At 67.4% G+C, this 20057-nt stretch carries 19 protein-coding genes; 7 read left to right on the top strand and 12 right to left on the bottom strand.

Annotated features, from left to right (window positions below):
• Positions 1-11 precede the first annotated feature (11 nt).
• Together BJQ90_RS04960 and BJQ90_RS04955 are read right to left on the bottom strand one after the other, a co-directional pair.
• Positions 12-848, bottom strand: coding sequence for an alpha/beta fold hydrolase (locus BJQ90_RS04960; protein WP_226759193.1), 837 nt, complete (start codon positions 846-848; stop codon positions 12-14).
• Positions 849-991: 143 nt separating this feature from the next.
• Positions 992-2284 carry a CapA family protein gene (locus BJQ90_RS04955; RefSeq protein WP_226759192.1) on the bottom strand — a complete coding sequence of 431 codons (1293 nt, stop codon included), beginning with the start codon at positions 2282-2284 and terminating at the stop codon, positions 992-994.
• A gap of 82 nt (positions 2285-2366) precedes the next feature.
• On the opposite strand from BJQ90_RS04955, the gene BJQ90_RS04950 reads away from it, so the two are divergent.
• On the top strand, positions 2367-4379 hold the full coding sequence (locus BJQ90_RS04950) for a M3 family metallopeptidase (protein WP_226759191.1): 2013 nt from the start codon (positions 2367-2369) through the stop codon (positions 4377-4379).
• 205 nt (positions 4380-4584) lie between these two features.
• Here the strand turns inward: BJQ90_RS04950 and pdxS are convergent, their stop codons facing one another.
• The 6 genes from pdxS to BJQ90_RS04920 form a co-directional block, all read right to left on the bottom strand.
• Positions 4585-5511, bottom strand: a complete 927-nt coding sequence (pdxS, locus tag BJQ90_RS04945; protein ID WP_226759190.1) for a pyridoxal 5'-phosphate synthase lyase subunit PdxS — start codon at positions 5509-5511, stop codon at positions 4585-4587.
• Positions 5512-5682: 171 nt separating this feature from the next.
• The gene (pgsA, locus tag BJQ90_RS04940; protein ID WP_226759189.1) at positions 5683-6321 is read right to left on the bottom strand and encodes a phosphatidylinositol phosphate synthase; all 639 of its coding nucleotides are present in this window, start codon (positions 6319-6321) and stop codon (positions 5683-5685) included.
• Positions 6311-6934, bottom strand: a complete 624-nt coding sequence (locus tag BJQ90_RS04935; protein WP_226759188.1) for an HIT family protein — start codon at positions 6932-6934, stop codon at positions 6311-6313. The genes pgsA and BJQ90_RS04935 overlap by 11 nt, the downstream gene beginning before the upstream one ends.
• 20 nt (positions 6935-6954) lie before the next feature.
• A complete protein-coding gene (gene thrS / locus BJQ90_RS04930; protein WP_226759187.1) occupies positions 6955-8961 on the bottom strand; it encodes a threonine--tRNA ligase in 2007 nt (668 codons plus the stop codon).
• A 106-nt stretch (positions 8962-9067) separates the two neighbouring features.
• A complete protein-coding gene (locus BJQ90_RS04925; RefSeq protein WP_226759186.1) occupies positions 9068-12568 on the bottom strand; it encodes a DNA polymerase III subunit alpha in 3501 nt (1166 codons plus the stop codon).
• Entirely contained in the window at positions 12565-12900 is a 336-nt protein-coding gene (locus BJQ90_RS04920) for a DUF6504 family protein (protein ID WP_226759185.1), read from the bottom strand. Before BJQ90_RS04920 ends, BJQ90_RS04925 begins: the two co-directional genes overlap by 4 nt.
• A gap of 157 nt (positions 12901-13057) precedes the next feature.
• On the opposite strand from BJQ90_RS04920, the gene BJQ90_RS04915 reads away from it, so the two are divergent.
• On the top strand, positions 13058-13444 hold the full coding sequence (locus BJQ90_RS04915) for a hypothetical protein (protein WP_226759184.1): 387 nt from the start codon (positions 13058-13060) through the stop codon (positions 13442-13444).
• Positions 13445-13454: 10 nt separating this feature from the next.
• Here BJQ90_RS04915 and BJQ90_RS04910 read toward each other — a convergent pair whose 3' ends face one another.
• A complete protein-coding gene (locus BJQ90_RS04910) occupies positions 13455-13781 on the bottom strand; it encodes a chorismate mutase (protein WP_226759214.1) in 327 nt (108 codons plus the stop codon).
• Positions 13782-13795: 14 nt separating this feature from the next.
• Between BJQ90_RS04910 and BJQ90_RS04905 the strand changes: the two genes are divergently transcribed.
• Positions 13796-14218, top strand: a complete 423-nt coding sequence (locus BJQ90_RS04905) for a VOC family protein (RefSeq protein WP_226759183.1) — start codon at positions 13796-13798, stop codon at positions 14216-14218.
• A 525-nt stretch (positions 14219-14743) separates the two neighbouring features.
• Here BJQ90_RS04905 and BJQ90_RS04900 read toward each other — a convergent pair.
• Positions 14744-15490 (bottom strand): SOS response-associated peptidase, encoded by a 747-nt coding sequence (locus tag BJQ90_RS04900; protein WP_226759182.1) that lies wholly within the window; start codon positions 15488-15490, stop codon positions 14744-14746.
• Between the two features lie 45 nt (positions 15491-15535).
• Complete coding sequence (locus tag BJQ90_RS04895) at positions 15536-16219, bottom strand: DedA family protein (RefSeq protein ID WP_226759181.1); 684 nt, start codon at positions 16217-16219, stop codon at positions 15536-15538.
• A 272-nt stretch (positions 16220-16491) separates the two neighbouring features.
• On the opposite strand from BJQ90_RS04895, the gene BJQ90_RS04890 reads away from it, so the two are divergent.
• From BJQ90_RS04890 to BJQ90_RS04875, 4 genes are all read left to right on the top strand, one after another.
• A complete protein-coding gene (locus BJQ90_RS04890; protein ID WP_226759180.1) occupies positions 16492-16977 on the top strand; it encodes an AAA family ATPase in 486 nt (161 codons plus the stop codon).
• 120 nt (positions 16978-17097) lie between these two features.
• On the top strand, positions 17098-17355 hold the full coding sequence (locus BJQ90_RS04885) for a mycoredoxin (protein ID WP_024367105.1): 258 nt from the start codon (positions 17098-17100) through the stop codon (positions 17353-17355).
• A gap of 145 nt (positions 17356-17500) precedes the next feature.
• Positions 17501-18586 (top strand): S-(hydroxymethyl)mycothiol dehydrogenase, encoded by a 1086-nt coding sequence (locus tag BJQ90_RS04880; RefSeq protein ID WP_226759179.1) that lies wholly within the window; start codon positions 17501-17503, stop codon positions 18584-18586.
• Complete coding sequence (locus BJQ90_RS04875) at positions 18583-19227, top strand: MBL fold metallo-hydrolase (RefSeq protein WP_226759178.1); 645 nt, start codon at positions 18583-18585, stop codon at positions 19225-19227. The genes BJQ90_RS04880 and BJQ90_RS04875 overlap by 4 nt, the downstream gene beginning before the upstream one ends.
• Positions 19228-19304: 77 nt before the next feature.
• Here BJQ90_RS04875 and BJQ90_RS04870 read toward each other — a convergent pair whose 3' ends face one another.
• Positions 19305-20054, bottom strand: coding sequence for a biotin/lipoate A/B protein ligase family protein (locus BJQ90_RS04870; protein WP_226759213.1), 750 nt, complete (start codon positions 20052-20054; stop codon positions 19305-19307).
• Positions 20055-20057: the final 3 nt, after the last annotated feature.

The raw sequence follows: 20057 nt of genomic DNA, 5'->3' as shown, positions 1-20057 counted from the left end.
CACGGCGCCGTTCAGCCAGGACCTATGAACGCGAGGACGTCCCGGGCTATGCGGCTGCTTGAGGCTGCCCGGACATGGCCCTTCCCCTCGTACCAGATGAGGGTGCAGTCCGGGATGAGCCCGGCGGTCTCACGTGCAACGTCCTGCGGAAAGAACTGATCCGACCCCCCGCACAGCAGCAGCACAGGCCGCCGGATGAGCGGGAGCACCGTCCGGGAATTAAATCCGACCTCTGCCTCGACTTCGGTCAAAACGTCCTCCAGCGGATAGCCGCCCCCGGTCAGCAGCAGGCGGCTGATCACCGGTCCGAGCAGCCCCCGGAGCCAGCGCAGCCGCTCATTCGGGATCAGATACTCGGCGAAGACCATTCCGGCCCCGTCCGTGTCCCCGTCGGCGAGGGCCTGCGCCATCCGGGAATCGACGTCCTTGCCCCAGTCGCTCAGCTCCGCAGCGGTGACCACCATGGCCATGTGGTCGAAGGATTCGGGATGCCGCGCGGCCAGATACTGGCCGATCATGCCGCCGAACGACTCCGCCACGACAATGTCCACGCGCCCGCCGAACTCATCGGCGATCAGCTGCGCATAGTCATCCGCCATGTCGGCGACTCTGTGCCCCGGCGGCATCCCCCGGCGCCGGGTGACAATCCAGACGGAGTAGCCGGCCTGGAAAAGGGGGGTGAACTGCCGCCGGAGCATCCGGCGCAGCATCCCCTGGGGAACGGTGCTCCCGGGGCCGCCCTGGATGAAGAGGAGGTTTTTCGCGCCGTTGCCCAGGCTCAGGTAGTCCATGCCGTTCGGGAAGGTCCCGCTCCGGGTTTCCAGGTCCGCCGTCGATAGTCTGCCCACGAAAGCCTCCGGTCCGGTGGTGACAGGAGCCGGCCCCTCAGGCCCCTCGCGTCATCACCACGGTATGCGCCGGTTGTTGTCAGGGCAAGATCCGCAGGTCCTCAAAGATGCTGGCCGGATCTCCGGCGTCCTTCCGGCAAACCCTAGCGTTCCCTGGTGATGAGCAACTCGTGGGCGCCCGCAGCCGCGGCCCCCATCGACTCGACCACGGTCCGGGTGCGCTGGCGGGTGGCCGCGTCGGCTGCTGCGCCGGCGCAGGGGCCCTGCGGGGCGTCTGCTGCCACGGAACACCAGCGGTAGGGTCCGCGGACCATCACCGACGGCGCCCAGGCCAGGTCGGACGCGGCCCACTTCCCGGCGGCGTCCTGGCTGAACTGGGCCCTGAGCAGCAGGCCCTCGTTGTTCACCACATAGTCCGGCGAGAGTTCGGTGATTCCGTTGCCCAGGCCATAGGCGATCCAGGTCCCTTTGTACTGCTCGATCGGGAGCACCGAGTGCGTGTGGTGGCCGTAGATCATGGTGAACTGGCCGCTGTCCGCGAGAGCGTGGGCGGCGCTTTCCTGCTCGGCGTTGGGCGCGCTGGAGTACTCGTCCCCGGCGTGCATGGCGCCGAGTACGATGTCCGCGCCCAGGGCGCGGGCTTTTTTGGCCTTGGCGATCATGACCTCCGGGTCGAGCATGTCCACCTGCCAGGCCGCCTCGGGGAGCTGCCCGTTCAGCCCGTAGGTCGCATCGATCACGGCAATTTTCGCCCCGGCGGTCGGCAGGATCATGATGCCCCGGGCATCCTCCTCGCTCCGGTAGGAGCCGGTGTGCTGCAGCCCGGCGGCGTCGAGCGCGTCCAGGGTGCGGAGCAGCCCTGCAGTGCCGCGGTCAACGGTGTGGTTGCTCGCGGTGGTGCAGGCCTGGTAGCCGACCTGCTGGACAGCCGTGGTGATCTGCGGCGGAACGTTGAACGAAGGATAGGCGGAAAAGGGGCCGCCTGGAACCGCCACGGGCGTTTCCAGATGGCAGACCGCGAGGTCGCTCTTGTCGATGTACCGGCGCTGGCCCTCGAGGATCGGGCCGAAGTCCAGGCCCTTGGCGCCGGCGGCCATGGCGTCGGTGCGGGCCTGCTCCCAGAGCTGGGCATTGACCAGCATGTCCCCGGTGACCAGTACCGAGGTGCAGCGGACGGCCGCGCAGGCCGGACCCTTCCCCGGTGTCGGCGAAGCGGTCGGCGACGGCGACGGGGTGCCCGACGGCGACGCTGCCGCCGTCGTTCCCGGACTCTGCGCCGCTGCCGTCCCGGGGCTGCTCCCGGTGTCTGCCGGCGCCGCCGGGGCGCCGGTTTCCGGGCGGGCGCCGGCGCCGCAGGAAGCCGTGGTGGCCACGAGGAAGAGCGCTGCGGCGGCGGCGAACAGACGGCCGCGCAACGTGGGGGTGATCGTAGGCATGGCGCCCATCCTACGGTGGCAGCGGTCACAACACGCCCAGCAGACCATTGAGACTCATCCCGTTACATGAAAGAGTTATTTCATGACCAATCCCCTGATGAGCCCCAGCCCCCTGCCTTTCGGCCTGCCGCCGTTCGCGGACATCACCGACGGGCATTACGCCGAAGCCGTGGACGCCGGCCTCGCCGAGCACCTCGCTGAAATCCAGGCAATCGTGGACACGCCGGAGCCGGCCTCGTTCGAAAACACCGCGCTGGCCATGGAGACGTCCGGACAGCTCCTGCAGCGCGCGGCCGCTTCCTTCTTCACCCTGGTCTCGGCCGACGCCTCGGATCCCATCCGCGACCTCGAAACCACACTGTCCCCGCGCTTCTCCGCCCATCAGGACGCCGTCTACCTCAACCGGCGGCTGTTCGAGCGGTTCGCCGCGATCAACACCGACCGGCTCGACGCCGAATCCGCCCGTCTCGTGGACGAGTACCTCAAGGAGTTCCGCCAGTCCGGAATCCAGCTCGACGGCGCCGGCCAGGAACGGCTCAAGGCCGTCAACGCCGAGCTCTCCCGGCTCGGAACGGAGTTCGGCCAGCGGGTCAAGGAAGCCATGAAATCCGCTGCACTGCTTCTCGACGACGCCGCCGAGCTCGCCGGGCTGCCCGCGGATGATGTTGCCAGCGCCGCGGAAGCCGCCCGCACCGCCGGCCACGAGGGCAAGTTCCTGCTCACCCTGATCCAGCCCAGCAACCAGCCCGCCCTCGCCGCCCTGGAAAACCGGGACGTGCGCCGCCGCCTGTACGAGGCGTCCATCGGCCGCGGCAGCGACGGCAGCGGCCTCGACGTCCTGGACCTGGTCAAGGACATGGTCCGGCTCCGCGCCGGGAAAGCCACGCTGCTGGGCTTCGCCAACTACGCCGAACTCACCGTGGACCAGCAGACCGCCCCGGACTTCGCGGCCGTGCAGACCATGATGAACCGGCTCGCGCCGGCAGCGGTCCGCAATGCCGACGCCGAGGCCGAAGCACTGGCCGAAATTGCCGGGCATCCCCTCGAGGCCTGGGACTGGGCCTTCTACTCGGCCAAGGTCAAACGCGAACGCTACGCCGTGGACGAGCAGGCCCTGCGCCCCTACTTCGAGCTGGACCGCGTCCTCAACGACGGCGTGTTCTTCGCCGCGAACGCGCTCTACGGCATCACGTTCCACGAACGCACCGACCTCACCGGCTACCACCCGGACGTGCGCGTCTGGGAGGTCCGCAACGCCGACGGGACCGAACTGGGCCTGTTCCTGGGCGACTACTACACCCGCGAATCCAAACGCGGCGGGGCCTGGATGAACTCCCTCGTGGAACAGTCCGGACTGCTCAACACCCGGCCTGTAGTGATCAACAACCTCAACATCTCCAAGCCTCCGGCCGGGGAACCCACGCTCCTGACCCTCGATGAGCTCCGCACCACGTTCCACGAATTCGGCCATGCCCTGCACGGCCTGTTCTCCGCGGTCACGTACCCGCGCTTCTCCGGCACCGCCGTGCCGCGGGACTTCGTGGAGTACCCCTCGCAGGTGAACGAAATGTGGATCATGTGGCCGGAGGTCCTCGCCAACTACGCCCGCCACCACGCCACCGGCGAGGCGCTGCCGCAGGAGGTCGTGGACAAACTCGACGCCGCCCAGCTCTGGGGCGAGGGCTTCGGCACCACCGAATACCTGGGCGCTGCCCTGCTGGACCTCGCCTGGCATGTGCTGGACAGCACCGAAGTGCCTGAGGATGTCCTGGAGTTCGAGGCCAAAGCGCTGGCCGCGGCCGGTGTGGCCCACCACCTGATCCCGCCACGCTACCGCACCGGCTACTTCCAGCACATCTTTGCCGGCGCCGGCTACGCCGCGGGCTACTACTCCTACATCTGGAGTGAAGTGCTCGACGCCGAGACAGTGGGATGGTTCAAGGAGAACGGCGGCCTCACCCGGGCCAACGGCGACTTCTTCCGCGCCGAACTGCTCTCCCGGGGCAACAGCCGCGACCCGCTGGATTCCTTCCGTGCCTTCCGCGGCCGCGACGCCGAACTCGAACCCCTGCTCAAGCGCCGCGGCCTGAACTAACAGCTGTTAAAGAAACGACGCCGGCCCGCCACCTGGAGAGGTGGCGGGCCGGACTCGTTCAATTAAAAGCGCAAGGCGCCGGGCGGTGTGATCCGGCAGCGTGCGTAAAAGGGGCCCCGCGCCCCCGCTCGCCGCGAAGCGGCCATAGCGGGCGCGGGGAATAGCACGCAGAGGATCACGCCGTTTGGCGCCCCTAGAGCGCGAGTTACCAGCCGCGCTCGGCGAGGCGGTGCGGCTGCGGGATTTCGTCCACGTTGATGCCGACCATGGCCTCGCCCAGGCCGCGGGAGGCCTTGGCGATCTCGTCCGGGTCGTCGAAGAAGGTGGTCGCCTTCACGACGGCCTTGGCACGCTGGGCCGGGTTGCCGGACTTGAAGATGCCGGAGCCGACGAAGACACCGTCGGCGCCGAGCTGCATCATCATGGCGGCGTCGGCCGGGGTGGCGATGCCGCCGGCGGTGAACAGCACGACCGGGAGCTTGCCGGTGATGGCAACTTCCTTGACCAGTTCGTACGGTGCCTGCAGCTCCTTGGCGGCGACGTAGAGCTCATCCTCGGCCATGCCGGCGAGCCGCTTGATCTCCGCACGGATCTGGCGCATGTGCGTGGTGGCGTTGGAGACGTCGCCCGTGCCGGCCTCGCCCTTGGAGCGGATCATGGCCGCGCCCTCGTTGATGCGGCGCAGGGCCTCACCAAGGTTCGTGGCGCCGCAGACGAAGGGAATCGTGAAGTTCCACTTGTCGATGTGGTTGGCGTAGTCGGCCGGGGTCAGGACCTCGGACTCGTCGATGTAGTCCACCCCAAGGGTCTGGATGACCTGGGCCTCGACGAAGTGGCCGATCCGGACCTTCGCCATGACCGGGATGGACACGGCGGCGATGATCGCTTCGATCATGTCCGGATCCGACATCCGGGACACGCCGCCCTGGGCGCGAATGTCGGCGGGAACGCGTTCCAGCGCCATGACTGCCACGGCGCCGGCATCCTCGGCAATGAGGGCCTGCTCGACGTTGACGACGTCCATGATGACGCCGCCCTTGAGCATCTCCGCCATGCCGCGCTTGACGCGGTTGCTGCCCGTAACGCTTTTCGCGGACGCGCCGGCTTCGCTGCTTACATCAGGTGTAGACACAAAAACCCCTATGGGTAGATAGATGACCTCGCCGGAGCGCGGACGGCAGACAAATGCCGCTTCGCGCACACCGGATTACCGGATCCATTGGCCGGTAAAGCTAATACTAGTCCCCCGCCGCGGCCGGGCTGAATTCCGGTTACAGGCGTGGGACCCGGCGAAGCTGCCCGCTCAGGCGGCCTGTTCAGTGGCCGTGCCCTCGGTCTCCTCGAGCGACTGGCGGCGCACCGTTATGATGCGCTGAATGACGGTCACGAGGCTCGCAGCCGCAAGGAGGCCCAGCGTCACGAAAAGCACCACCGTGGGCAGCCCCAGTCCGGTGAAGCCGGTGACCACCAGCACTGACACGAGCCGTTCGGCGCGCTCGGCGATGCCCACGTTTGCTTCGAAGCCCAGCGCCTCGGCCTTGGCACGGGCGTAGGACACCACCATGCCCAGGACCAGGCAGACCACGGCGGCGATCGCGATGGCGGTGTTCGCCCCTCCGGTGAAGAACCAGACCGCGACGCCGGCGAACAATGCGCCGTCGGCCACCCGGTCCAGGGTGGAATCGAGGAAGTTGCCCCAGCGGCCGCCGCCCTTTTGCATCCGTGCCATGATGCCGTCGATGACGTCGGAGAAGATGAACGCGGTGATGAAGAGGGTTCCCCACCAGAGCTGGCCCAGCGGGTAGAACACCAGGGCCCCGACCACAACACCGAGCGTCCCGACGATGGTCACGGCATCCGGGGAGACACCGATCCGCAGCAGCCACCGGGCAAGGGGGGTGAACAGTGCGGTGAAGAAACCGCGCGCGTGCCTATTCAGCATCCGTCGCCCCGGCGGTCGCCTGCCCCGAGTCGTTCGCCTGGGGCCAGGCGTCCGCCACCTGCTGGCGGACCTCGCCCAGCGTCTGCGTGATGGCCTTGGTCTGGGCGATGATCGGGAAGAAGTTCCCGTCCCCGCCCCAGCGCGGCACGACGTGCTGGTGCAGGTGCCCGGCGATCCCGGCGCCGCCGGTCACGCCCTGGTTCATCCCGAGGTTGAAGCCGGTCGGGTTGGCGACCTTGCGCAGCACCCGCATCGCCGTCTGGGTCAGCTCGGCGAATTCGGCCGTTTCCTCCACGGTGAGGTCCGTGTAGTCAGGGATGTGCCGGTACGGGCAGACCAGCAGGTGGCCCGGGTTGTACGGGAACAGGTTCAGCACCACGTAGCTGGTCCGTCCGCGGTAGACGATCAGTGAATCGTCGTCCTCGCGTTCCGGCGCCACGCAGAACGGACAGTCGTCCACGTTCTTGAACTGGTGTTGCCCGCCCTTGATGTAGGCCATCCGGTGCGGGGTCCACAGGCGCTGGAACGCGTCCGGCACCCCGGCCAGGCCAAAGTCGTCGGTCACGCCGTCGTCCCCCGGATACTCCGGAACGGCCCCTGTGGTTTCCTGCATGCCTGGTTCTTCCCTGTCCGCTAGCTGGTCCGGTTACGGACGGCGTCCACGATACGCTGGACGGCCTCGGCCACCGGTACGCCGTTGTCCTGGCTGCCGTCACGGAAGCGGAACGACACGGCGCCGGCTTCGGCGTCGTCGCCCCCGGCAATCAGCACGAAGGGGATTTTGTCCTTGCTCGCGGTGCGGATCTTCTTCGGGAAACGGTCCGAGGAAATGTCCACCTCGGCGCGGATGCCTGCGGCCTTGAGCTGACCGACGACGTCGAACATGTAGTCGTTGAACGCCTCCGCCACCGGTACGCCGACCACCTGGACCGGAGCCAGCCAGGCCGGGAAAGCGCCGGCGTAGTGCTCCGTCAGGACGCCCATGAAGCGTTCGATCGATCCGAACAGGGCACGGTGGATCATGACCGGGCGCTGGCGGGTCCCGTCCGCGGCCTGGAACTCGAGTTCGAAGCGCTCGGGCAGGTTGAAGTCCAGCTGGATGGTGGACATCTGCCAGGTCCGGCCGATCGCGTCGCGGGCCTGCACCGAGATCTTCGGACCGTAGAACGCGGCGCCGCCCGGATCCGGGACCAGGTCCAGGCCGGATTCCTCGGCGACCTCGGCGAGGGTCTGGGTGGCTTCCTCCCAGATCTCGTCCGAGCCCACGGACTTTTCCGGGTCCTTGGTGGAGAGCTCCAGGTAGAAGTCGTTCAGGCCGTAGTCCTTGAGCAGTGCGAGCACAAAGTTGAGCGTCTTGGTGAGCTCGCCCTTCATCTGATCGCGGGTGCAGTAGATATGGGCATCATCCTGGGTCATGCCGCGCACCCGGGTGAGGCCGTGCACGACGCCGGACTTCTCATAGCGGTAGACGGAACCGAATTCGAACAGCCGCAGCGGCAGTTCGCGGTAGGACCGGCCTCGGGAGCGGAAAATGAGGTTGTGCATCGGGCAGTTCATCGGCTTCAGGTAATAGTCCTGGCCGGGCTTGCGGACGGTGCCGTCCTCGTTGAGCTCCGCGTCGATGTGCATCGGGGGGAACATGCCCTCCCGGTACCAGTCCAGGTGGCCGGAGACCTCGTAGAGGTGGCCCTTGGTGATGTGCGGGGTGTAGACGAATTCGTAGCCGGCCTCGACGTGCCGCTGGCGGGAGTAGTCCTCCATCGCCTTGCGGATGATGCCGCCCTTGGGGTGGAAGACCGGGAGCCCGGAGCCCAGCTCGTCCGGGAAGGAGAACAGGTCCAGTTCCGCGCCAAGCTTGCGGTGGTCGCGGCGCTCGGCCTCGGCAATCCGCTCCTGGTAGGCCTTGAGGGCTTCCTTGGTGGGCCAGGCGGTGCCGTAGATGCGCTGCAGCTGCTTGTTTTTCTCGCTGCCGCGCCAGTACGCCGCGGAGGAGCGGGTGAGCGCGAAAGCGTTGGAGATCAGCTTGGTGTTGGGCAGGTGCGGGCCGCGGCACAGGTCGCACCAGACGGTTGTGCCTTCCTTGCGCTCCACGTTGTCGTAGATGCTCAGCTCGCCGCCGCCCACCTCAACGCTGGAGCCGTCGGCGTCGGAGCCGGCGCCTTTGAGGCCGATCAGTTCGAGCTTGTACGGCTCGTCCTTCATCGCCTCGCGGGCCTCGTCCTCGGTGACCACGCGGCGGACAAACTTCTGGTTCTGGTTGATGATCTTTTGCATCATCTTTTCCAGGGCCTTCAGGTCTTCCGGCGTGAACGGCTCCTCGACGTCGAAATCGAAGTAGAAGCCGTCGGTGATGTACGGGCCAATGCCGAGCTTGGCGTCGGGGCGCAGCTGCTGCACGGCCTGGGCCATGACGTGGGCGGCGGAGTGGCGCAGGACGTTGAGGCCGTCAGGGGTATCGATGGTGACGCCCTCGATCGTGGCGTCCTCAGGCAGCGGCTGGTCCAAATCCTTCAGCTCGCCGTTGACCCGGGCCACTACGACGTCGCGGCGCTCAAAAAAGAGTTCCGCGCCGGTGGTCCCGGTAGCCACCTTGGTCTCTTCGCCATCGACGAGAAGGGTGATCTGCTGGGCATCTGACACGGGTGTCTCCTATTCAAGGTTAAGGCTTCGTAGCTTGTGGCGTACGGGGACCACAGCCAGCCTCGTCCATGCTATCGGTTTCTGCAGGGGCCAACCAACGCGCCGTTCAGCCGCCCAGCCCGGTGATGGCGAGGTTGCGGCTGATGCCGTCCAGCGGGCCCGGCGGATCCTGTTCCCGGTCTTCCGGGATCCCGGAGGCCGGGACCGGGAACGGCAGGGTTCCGGTGCAGCTCAGGTCCCAGGCCATGCTGGCGCTGATGCTGATCCCCCGCGGCCCCGTCCGCCGGGTGGTCCCCCGGATCAGCAGCAGCCGGGTGCCGAACAGCAGCGGTCCGGCCAGCTCCTGGGCCTCATGGAAGAACACCGAGTCCACACAGCCGGTGCCGTCGTCGATGCTGATGAACACCACGCGGCGGCCTCCCCGCATGGGTGGCGTCTGGGTGGCGACCCGGACTCCGGCGACCAGCACTTCGGTGCCGTTGCGCAACCCCAGCAGCTTGTCCGCGGTGGTGACACCGAGCCGGTCCAGCAGCGGCCGGTGGCTGGCCATCAGGTGGTCGCTGACATCCACGGCCATCAGGTCCAGCTCGGCCCGGACGGTGTCCACCAGGGTGGGTTCGGGCAGCCCCGCCTTGAGGTTCTTCAGTTCAACGTCGCCCAGCGGCAGCGACAGCTGCCCCTCGATCACGTCGAGGCCTTTGCGCTGCGGCCGGCTTTGCAGGGTCTGCAGGTGATGCACAAGGTCGGCACGGTTGGCGGTCCCGCCGGCGGCCCGGTGCAGGGAGTCGAAGGCGCCGAGCTGGGCCAGCCGCTGGATGCTCGGTTTGCTCAGCCGGGACCTGGCCCGCAGGTCCGCGAGCGAGTCATAGGGCTGTCCCGCCACGATCCTTTTCAGCTCGGTTCCGGAGAGACCGTAGATGCCGTTCAGGCTCAGCCGGATGCCCAGCTTGCCGCGGTCCGGGCCGGTGTCCACACGTTCCACCCGGTACTCGGCGTGGCTCCGGTTGATGTCCAGCGGCAGGATCGGGATGCCGAGCCGCCGGGCCTCGGCGACCAGGAGCCGCTTGGGATACATGCCCGGATCGTGTTCCCACAGCCCGGCGAGGAAGGCCTCCGGGTGGTGGGTCTTGAGCCAGGCCGACTGGTAGGTGGGCACGGCAAAGGCGGCGCCGTGGGCTTTGCAGAACCCGAAGCTGCCGAAGGCCTTAAGCGTCCCCCAGACCTTGTCCACCACTGCGGGGCTGAAGCGACGGGCCCTGGACTCCTTGCGGAAGAATTCCTCCACCTTTCCTTCCAGCACCTCGTGGCCGAGGGCGCGGCGGAATTCGTCGGCCCGTGCCAGCCCGCATCCGGTCATGACGTCGAAGGTCTTCAGGATCTGTTCATGGAAGACGGTGACGCCGTGCGTTTCCTTGAGCACGGGTTTGAGGTCCGGGTGCGGGTAGGCCTCCGGGGCGAAGCCGTGCCGGTGCTCCAGGAAGGGCCGGACCATGTCCGATTTCATCGGGCCCGGCCGGAAAAGGGAAATGTCGATGATGAGGTCGTTGAACTCCCGGGGGGCGAGTTTGCCGATGAGCTCGCGCTGCCCGGGGGATTCGATCTGGAAGCAGCCCAGGGTGTGGGTGCTGCGGATCAGCTCATAGGTGGGTTCGTCGTCGAGCGGTACGGCGTTGAGGTCGATCAGGCCGTTCTCGGCGATGTAGTCCGGCCCCGCGCCGTCCGGCCCCACCGGGTGGGCACCCGCTGCCACGACCTCGGCTTTGGAGGGATGCAGGCGGATCACCTCGCGGACGGCGAAAGCCATGGCGCTTTGCATCCGGACGCCGAGGACATCGAGTTTGAGCATGCCCATCGGGTCCATGTCGTGTTTGTCGAACTGGCTCATCGGCAGGCCCAGGCCGCTGGGCTGCACGGGGGTACGATCCAGCAGGGTGGCGTCCCCCAGGATGACCCCGCAGGGGTGCATGGAGATATGCCGCGGCAGCCGGTCCAACCGTTCGGTCAGGTCCACCAGCAGGTCCAGCTGCTGGTTTTCACTGAAACCACGCTGCCCCACCCGTCCGGCGAACTCCTTCAGCTCGGGCTTTTCCTCGAGTGCCTCGCGGAAGTTCCGGGCCGAGAAACGCCACAGCTGCTTGGCGATGTCCCCGATTTCGGCTTCCTCCATGCCGAGCGCCAGGCCGGCGTCCCGTACGGCACCGCGAGCGCGGTAGCCGTTTTGCATGCTCATCAGCGTGACGCGCTCGGAGCCGAAGCGCTCAAAGATCTTCCGGTATACGTTGTGCCGTTCGGCGCTTTCGACGTCGATGTCGATGTCCGGCAGGGTGGCGCGGTCCCGGGAGAGGAAGCGCTCGAAGATGAGGTCGTGCTGCAGCGGGTTCACCTGGCTGACGTCGATCAGGTAGTTGACCAGGCTGGAGGCCCCCGAGCCGCGGGCCGCCGCCCTTACCCCCATGTCCAGGATCATCCGGGAAACTTCCGCCACGGTCAGGAAGTACGCGGCGAAGCCCAGGCTGTCGATGATCCGCAACTCGTGGTCCAGCCGCGAGCGCAGCTCCTCGGCGGGCTTTCCGATGATCCCCGGGAACCGCCTGCTGATGCCAGCTTCGCAGCGCTGCGTGAGTTCAACGAGGGCGTCCCCGGCGATGCCGATCACCGAGGCTTCCGGCACTACGGGCTGTTTCCAGCCCATGTCCGTCACCGGATCGACCCGGCAACGGTCCGCGAGCGCCTCGGTCTGCGCCATCAGGCTTTTGAGGTCGGCGGCGCCGTACCCGGCGGAATGCATGATCTCCTTGCCCAGCTGGAGCATCAGCGCCGCGGATTTGAGCCAGCCCTGCCCGTTGGGCTGGAGCAGCGGGGCGGCGGAGAGCTCGGGGAGCGATTTCAGGGTGCGGGCGGAATCCAGCACGTCCGCGGTGGCGGCCCCGTCCTCGGCGACATACCGCACGGCATTGCTCAGCACTGCCGGAACCCCGTGTTCGGCGGCGAGCTTGAGCATCCGCACCGCGTGGGCGGTGCTGAGCGGTTCCCCGGGCGGGCTGAGCTGGCTGACCACCTCGGCGGCGATGGTTCCGGGCGGCATGGTGTCGAGCCAGCGTTTGAACAGGGTGCGGGGGCGCAGGTAGCGACGTCCGCCCATGGCCCGTCCAACGTCGGAGTCCGGCCCGACCAGGACGGTCAGCACCGGTTTGAGGGTTTCCGGGTGCAGGGTACGGGAGGCCAGCTCGGCCCGGGTCACGGCCACGGGCACCGCTCCCCCGGCCTTGCCCGTGGTGCGGGCATGCGCATCGGAGATCAACCGGCACAGCGCCCGGTAGCCTGCGCCGTTGTTGTGCCCGTGGGCCAGCACGACGACGCGTCCCCCCACCTGGGTGCGGAGGTCGCCGTCGTCGTCAAAGACCGCTAGGTCCACCCCGACGACGGGGTCCAGCCCCGCGGCCATGCAGGCCTTCAGGTGCTTGACCGTGCCGTAGAGACCGTCGCGGTCCGTGCAGGCGAGCGCCGTCGCCCCGTCCGCGGCCGCGGCGGCCGCCAGCTCCTCCGGCCAGGAGACCCCGTAGTGGGCGCTGAAGGCGGTGGAGACATGGAGATGTGTGAAGCTCATGCTGATTCGGGCTTCCGGACTGGTAGCAGGGCGTCATGGATCCGCAGCAGCCGCCAGCGCCCGCTGCCCACATGCCGGGTGAGATCAAGGGTGAGGGGACTTTCCGTGTTGGCGGAATCCGCCGGGCGCACCTGGACCCGCCAGATCTCATGGTCCACCAGCCCAGGGCCGCTGCCCAGCGGCGCCCGCTGTTCTTCCGCCCACCATTGGCGCCGCTCGTACCAGCGCACCGGTTCCGCGCAGACGGTGTAACGGCGGCCGGCCCAGTCGAGCTCCAGCGGCTGGCCGGCAGGTGTGCAGGCGACGTCCACCGACTCGCTGAACATGCCCATCGTGCCTCCCGGACCACACCATCTGAAATAACCCGCTGTACCAAAACAGCAGGCAAGTATTCGAACACATATTCGAACAACTCCAGTCTACGACGGTGCCGGGGCAAAACCTAGATCAGGGGTGGACGGACGCAGGCACAGGTAGCAGGATTGAGCCATGAGCTCCCATAACGCACTTCTCAAGCACGTAAGCATCGCCGCCGAGGACACGTCCTTGGTGGCGAAGTTCGATATAGACGGAAATATCCCCGGCCAGGGCGCCTACGTGGTGGGGCTGTTGGCAGCAACCCCGGATCATTCCCACCAGCGACGAATGGGGATCGAGTTCATGAACGGGGAGGCCGTGTCCTTCTACTGCTTCAGCCACGACGGCACGGAGGAGAATTTTGACCTCAAGGGTGTGGAGCACTCCGGCAGCACCATTACCGGGAACTTTCCGCTCAGCACGGTCATGGGCCTGGCCAAGGGCCACCTCATGACGGCGTTCAGCGACTGCGACGGCCGCGACTACCAGGCCAACGTCCCGGTAGAGGAAGCCCTCTAGGCCTCCGGCCCTACGAGCTGGCTTTGTAGACTTCCAGCTCGAGCGTGATGAACGCGTCGATCATTGCCCGGTAGGTCTTCTCAACGAGGTCGACGTCGATGTCCTTCTGTTCCGCGGTGGCGCGGACGTGTTCGATAACGCGCTCCACGCGCCCGGGGGCCCGCACCTCGGCGCTGTCCGCTTTCAGGGTTCCGGCGATCCGGATCAGGCGCTCGCGGCGGCCGATCAGCGACACGATCTGCTCGTCCACCTCGTCAACAGCAATTCGCACGGCGGCGAGCTGTTCCCGGTCGGCTTTGGCAGCTTTTTCGTCTTGGTGATTTGAGGACATGTCCATGACAGTATCGAAAGATGCAGCCACGAGTCGATCTAATTTCACTGGGTGTCCACAGCGTCGATGCCTCGCGCCGTTTCTACGTCGATGGCCTGGGCTGGCCCGTCCAACGTGAAGTCCGGGGCGAGGTCCTCTTTATTCAGGCCAATCACGGCCTCATCCTCTCGCTCTGGGACACCGGGCAGATGCAGGCCGAAGCCGCCACCGATCCCCCTACCGCCAGTCCGTCCATCACGCTGAGCCACAACCTGGGCAGCGCTGCGGAAGTCGACTCGGTGATGGCCGAGGCCGGTTCCGCCGGAGCCGCCATTGTCGCCGCGCCGAAGACACAGCCCTGGGGCGGCTACACCGGGTATTTCGCCGACCCGGACGGCTACCGCTGGGAAATTGCCTTCAATCCCAGCTGGGCGGTCGACGGCGGCGGCAAAGTCACGCTCTGACCAGCGGTCGGCGTGTCCGGCCCCAGGGGTTTGCCATACTGGCGTCGTGGAGCCCGAGACGATCGAACTCCATAGGATCGTGGACATTGAAGATTATCTGCACGGCCGGCGTGCCCAACTCGGGGCCGTGCTCGGGGAAGCGTAGGTTTGCGGCTTGCTCGGCTCCCGCGCTCTCCGCTGATCAGCTCAGCCCCATCGCCGTCACCCAACAATGCCGCACCCGGTGTGACCTAGGGCACAACGACCCTGTTGAGGTTCCCGTTCGCGCGGCTAACGTGACTGGAGTACACGGCGGCACGCCTATTCGAGCCGGTGTGCCAGGAAGCAGCGGTGGTGCCGGCGTCTGTCGGCGGCACCACGCAGCATCCGCAACAACGTACGAACATTCCCGCAGGGTCCGATCCGCAGCGACGCGGGGCCCGCGGCGATGGCGCGGCCGAGGACTCCCGTACCACCAAGGGTTACCGCCCGTTACATCCGTTCACCCTCAACGCGGCGCTGCCGCCCGGCGCGATGGGCACCAGGCTAAAACAGGCTCCCCACCGGCTGGATGAGCTCCGGGGAGTCGTTTCTGACGTTCCCGACGGCGGTGCCGACGGCGTCGATCGTCCAGCCCTCCGCTACATCATGCGCCCCGGCCCGGACCAGGTCCACGAGTCCGGCGGCATCGTCGGCCTGCGGGTCCAGCCACGCCTGCATCGTCCCGCGGTCCATCGGGAGCGGCACCCTGTCGTGCAGGGCCGTGAGTTCGGCCAGCATTCCCCCGGCGTAACCCTCCGGCGGCGAGTCGGTGGTCATGATCGACGTCGAGAGCAGCCAGCGCTCCGGGTCGCCCTCGGCCTTGGACGGGTCCTTCCACCATTCGTAGAGTCCGGCGAAGACCATCGGGTGGCCGTTCCTTGGGTGCACGTAATAGGGCTGTTTGCCGCGGCCTTCACCCTTCCACTCGTAATAGCCATCGGCCGGGACGGCGCAGCGCCGGGAACGGGTGGCCTTCCGGAACGCCGGCTTCTCCAGCACACTCTCGCTGCGGGCATTGATCATCTTCGAACCGATTCCCGGATCCTTGGCCCAGGAGGGCACCAGGCCCCACCGGGCAATATGGAGCTGGCGGACCGGTTCCCCGTCCACCAGCCGTTCCAGCAGGATCGGCACATCCGCCGTCGGAGCCACGTTCCACGACAGCGGAATCGCAACCTCGTCCTCGAGTTCGGCGTCAAACTCGGCCAGCAGGTCCCCGACGGCCCGGGCCATCACGTAGCGTCCACACATGGCACCAGCATGCCACCGTGCCCAACCCCTGTCATCCGGCGGGCTTCATTCGGCGCCGGGCACACCGTCCCCTGAGCCTTCCGCTGACTTGAGCTTCCGGCGTCTGCGCCGGCGCCAGAGGACCACCAGGCCAAGCACGACGACGGGGACCAGCACCCAGCCGCCGATGTCGAGCGCGTCACCGATGGCTTGGGCCAGCGCCCCGGCCAGGTAGGCGAGAACGCTGAGGCTCGCGACCCAGGCAATGGACCCTGTGATGTTCCACAGCAGGAACTTGGGCCACGGCATCCTGGCAGCCCCCGCGGCAATGGCGCCCCAGAGCCGGACGACAATGACCCAGCGGCCGAAGAACAACGCTGCGCCGCCGTGCCGATCGAAGAACGACTCCAGTTGGGCGATGCGTTTCTCGTCGGCGTGGAAGCGCTGTGCAAGTCGCAGCAGCAACGGACGGCCTCCCACCCGCCCCAATACGTAGCCAACGGTGCTCCCGAGCATGGCGCCCAGGCTGCCGACCGCGATAACCGCAGCAAGGTTCAGATCTCCGTGGCGCGCCGAGGCGTAGGCCCCAAGCAGGACGGCCACGGCGGGAAGCGGAACACCGGCGCACTGGGCCAGCACAATCACGAAGACCCCGAAGTAGTACCCCCACTCGTCCGCAATCCCTGCTTCCGCGGCGGCGAAGCCTGCCCAGCCGAGCGCCACGAAGCGGAGGGCTACTAATCCGGTCATCGCTCACACCCCACTCCGCTGCTCCGCCATGGTTCAGAATGACGGTCCCCGCGCTGCCCGCGTTTGTTCTGCGGTCGTGACCCCCGCGACGACACCGGGATGGCCCCTGTTTACCCGTGTGGCCCGGACCGCGTCAAGAGCACGCCGCGGTCAGGTCCCGGCCCGGCGCCGCCACCGGCCGGGACACCCCCACAGGCGCGCCACCGTTGACAACAACATTGAGATTCCTGCGTGTGCACTCGCCGAATTCGCCGGCCGCATAGACTCCGGGCATGGCAAAGACAGTGACCGTGGTGCTGATGTGTGGAGTGCCGGGCTCGGGCAAGACCAGCTATGCGAAGAAGCTCGAACGGACCGGGTACGTCCGTCTCTCCGTTGACGAGGAGATGTGGCGTCTGGACCAGGAGCTGGCGGCGAGCTTCGGCACCCCGGAGTACTTCGAATTCACGGTCGCGGTGGAACGGCAGGTGCGGGCCCGGCTCGTGGACTTAATGGCATCGCGCCGTGACGTCGTTGTTGATCTTTCCTTCTGGTCGCGCCAGCGGCGCGAGGAATACAAGGCGCTCATCACCGCCCACGGCGCCACGTGGCAACTCGTGTACCTGGACGTGCCCCGGCACGAACTGCTCCGGCGTCTTGCGCTGCGTCGGCGTGACCCGGGGCCGAACTCAGCGCCGGTCGGACCGGATTACCTGGACAAGTTTCTAGCCGGCTTCGAAGCCCCTGCGGATGAGGGCGAGACCATCGTCCGAGCGTAACCCCACCCGTTGTGCGGGAATAGAGGCCTGCGGGTTACGGTTGTTGGAAATGACGTACGACTTTTTGTCGGCAACCGGCGCTGCCACCCAGCGCCGTCAAACAGCTTGAAGGAGAACTTCGTGGATTTCACCCCCGAATCCGGCACCATCACCATGTTTTCGACGACGTGGTGCGGCTACTGCAACCGCCTGAAGAAGCAGCTGGACGCCCAGGGCATCGGGTACACCGAGATCAACATCGAAGAAGTTGAAGGCACCGCAGATCTCGTGGAGAAGCTCAACGGAGGAAACCGCACCGTGCCCACCGTGCTGTTCCCGGACGGCACCGCGGCCACCAATCCCTCCGCGGCAGAGGTCAAGAGCCGTCTCGCGGCCTAAGGCAGTTCCTTTTCCCGATGACGACGACGGCGCGGCCACCCCGGTGGCCGCGCCGTGTTGCGTTGTGCGAGAGAAGTTTGCCTGAGAAGTTTGTGACAACGAGTTTTGCGGCTGAAGCCGCGACAAGAGCAGAGGAGCTATTTCCATGGTCCATAAAGTCAAAGGCGCAGTAGTCCGCTCCAAGGGAGCACCCGTCACCCTGGAGACCATTCTGGTCCCGGATCCCGGGCCCGGCGAGGCCCTGGTGGACATCCTCACCTGCGGCGTCTGCCACACCGACCTGCACTACAAACAGGGCGCCATCAACGACGACTTCCCGTTCCTGCTCGGACACGAGGCCACCGGCGTCGTCAGCGCAGTGGGTCCGGACGTCACGCAGGTGGCCCCCGGCGACCGTGTGGTGCTGAACTGGCGCGCTGTCTGCGGCGAGTGCCGTGCCTGCGCCAAGGGCCAGCCGCAGTACTGCTTCAACACCCACAACGCCGCCCAGAAGATGACGCTGGAGGACGGCACCGAACTCACGGCCGCCCTGGGCATCGGCGCGTTCGCCGAGAAGACCCTCGTCGCCGCCGGACAGTGCACCAAGGTGGACCCCGACGCCGATCCCGCCGCCGTCGGCCTGCTTGGCTGCGGTGTGATGGCCGGCATCGGCGCGGCCATCAACACCGGAAACGTCAAGCGCGGCGATTCCGTCGCCGTCATCGGCTGCGGCGGCGTGGGGGTGGCTGCCGTGGCCGGTGCCGCGCTCGCCGGTGCCACCACCGTGATCGCCGTCGACATTGACCCGAAAAAGCTCGAACGCGCCAAGGACCTCGGCGCCACCCACACCGTCGACTCCTCCGCCGTCGACCCCGTCGAGACCATCCGCGAGCTGACCGGCGGCTTCGGCGCCGACGTCGTGATCGACGCCGTCGGGCGCCCGGAAACGTACAAGCAGGCGTTCTACGCCCGCGACCTCGCCGGCACCGTGGTCCTGGTCGGCGTTCCCAGCCCCGAGATGACCCTGGAACTGCCGCTGCTGGACGTGTTCGGCCGCGGCGGCTCGCTCAAGTCCTCGTGGTACGGCGACTGCCTGCCCTCGCGCGACTTCCCGATGCTGATCGACCTCTACCGGCAGGGCAAACTGGACCTGGACGCCTTCGTCACGGAGCGGATCACGATCGACCAGATCGAGGAAGCCTTCGACAAGATGCACTCCGGCGCCTTGCTGCGCTCGGTTGTGGAACTGTGAGCGGCCCCGTGAACGGTCTGCGGATCGACCGGCTGGTCACCTCGGGCACGTTCTCGCTCGACGGCGGCACCTGGGACGTCGAGAACAATGTCTGGATCGTGGGCAACGACGCGGAATGCATCGTGATTGATCCGGCGCACGACGCCGCCGCGGTCGAGGCCGCTGTCGCCGGCCGGACAGTGAAGGCGATCCTGCTGACCCACGGCCACGACGACCACATCGCGGCCGTCGGCGAGTTCCGCAGCCGCGTCAATGCCCCGGTGTACCTGAACCGCGAGGACTGGATGCTCTGGGAGCGCGTGTTCCCGGGCACCGAGCCGGACCACGCGATCGAGGACGGGGACACGTTCGACGTCGCCGGCGCACGGCTCGTGGCGCTGCACACGCCGGGGCATTCGCCCGGCTCCATGTGCTTCTCGCTGGCGGGCGAGGGCACCGTCTTCAGCGGCGACACCCTGTTCCAGGGCGGTCCGGGCGCCACCGGACGGTCCTACAGTGACTTCCCCACCATCATCGAGTCCATCAAAACCCGGCTGCTGACGCTCCCGGGGGACACCGTGGTGCGCACCGGTCACGGGGATCCGACGACGGTCGGCGCCGAGGCGCCGCAGCTTCAGGAATGGATCGTCCGGGGCCACTAGGCAGCAGGCTGCACAGCCAATCCGTGAAGAAGGCCGGGAACCGCTGGTTCCCGGCCTTCTTCACGCCTGCTCCGGTCTCAGCAGAGCAGGCTGCCGAAGTCCCCGAAGTTCAGGGCGGCGTAGCGGGCGTAGCTGCCGATTACTGCCGCCTCGATGGCGTCCACGTCCAGGTGCGGGACCAGGTCGTTGACGGCGCCTGCCGTGGCCGGGTCCCAGTCCAGGCCCAGGGCGGCATAGCTGGCCTCCAGCACCGCGCGGATCGGGGCCGAGTTCTCCACCACGATGACCGAGCTGAACAGCCAGCCGCCGGCCACCACCCGCTGGGCGGTGCCGATGAGTTTGAGCCGGTGCTGCGGAAACTCAGGATCCTGGCCGTGGACGCTGAATTCGCCGGGGCAGTACTCTCCCGGGATCTCCCCCACCGCGGCGTCAACGCCGGCGCTCCGCAGCGCGTGGGCCAGCAGTTCGCCGAAGAAGGAGAAGCGCCGCTTGGCCCCGGCGATCGCATCCGGGTCCGGTTCCAGGTGATCGATCACGAGGGTCCCCTCGTGGTAGGCCGCGGCGCGTCCCCCGGCCTTGCGGATCAGCGGTTCGAAGCCGAGCCCGCGGCAGGCCTGCGCTGCGGCGTCGAAGCCCGGCAGGTGCGTGTCGCGCTGCCCGAAGGCCACGGTGGGCGCCGGACGGTAGAGCCGGAGCATGGGGCCCACCCCGCCGGTTTTGACCTTCCGCAGCAGCTCGAGGGCGAGGTCCAGGTCCGCGGCGGCGCCAAGGGATGCCTCCTGCTGGAATATCGTCAGCGTCCGGGGTGCGCCCGCGGCCTCCGGCATCTT

This window comes from Arthrobacter sp. SO3, assembly GCF_020532825.1.
Lineage (GTDB): Bacteria > Actinomycetota > Actinomycetes > Actinomycetales > Micrococcaceae > Arthrobacter.
The sequence above is the reverse complement of the archived record's forward strand: the minus strand, read 5'-3'. Positions and strand labels throughout refer to the sequence as shown.